Genomic DNA, 314 nt, shown 5'->3' on the forward strand with positions numbered 1-314 from the left:
CTGAGTGCTGACAACGCCACTGTAGTTGAAGGCGGCGACATCACTTACACCGCGACCTTGACCAACAAAGCGCAAACAGACGTTACCGTGACGCTTTCGAACGGCCAGACCATCACGATCAAGGCCGGTGAAACTGTCGGCTCGACCGTGTTTAACACTCCAGCCAACGACGTCTATAACAACGGTTCGACTGTCAGCACCACCATCGCCAAAACCGAAGGCGGTAACTTCGAGAACCTGGTTACCGATCCGAAGGCAGCTGAAACAGCCATCACTGATTCGATCGACAACACCACGGTTTCGCTGAGTGCAGA

The 314-nt window shown here is 54.1% G+C and carries 1 protein-coding gene; it reads left to right on the plus strand.

Going from position 1 to position 314, the window contains the following annotated elements; genetic code table 11:
* Positions 1-314: immunoglobulin-like domain-containing protein (locus tag AOA59_RS32280; RefSeq protein WP_158235199.1), on the plus strand; the 314-nt coding region annotated here is incomplete at both ends.

The sequence above is a fragment of the Pseudomonas sp. 2822-15 genome, from assembly GCF_002742515.1.
In the GTDB taxonomy this organism is placed as follows: domain Bacteria; phylum Pseudomonadota; class Gammaproteobacteria; order Pseudomonadales; family Pseudomonadaceae; genus Aquipseudomonas; species Aquipseudomonas salomonii.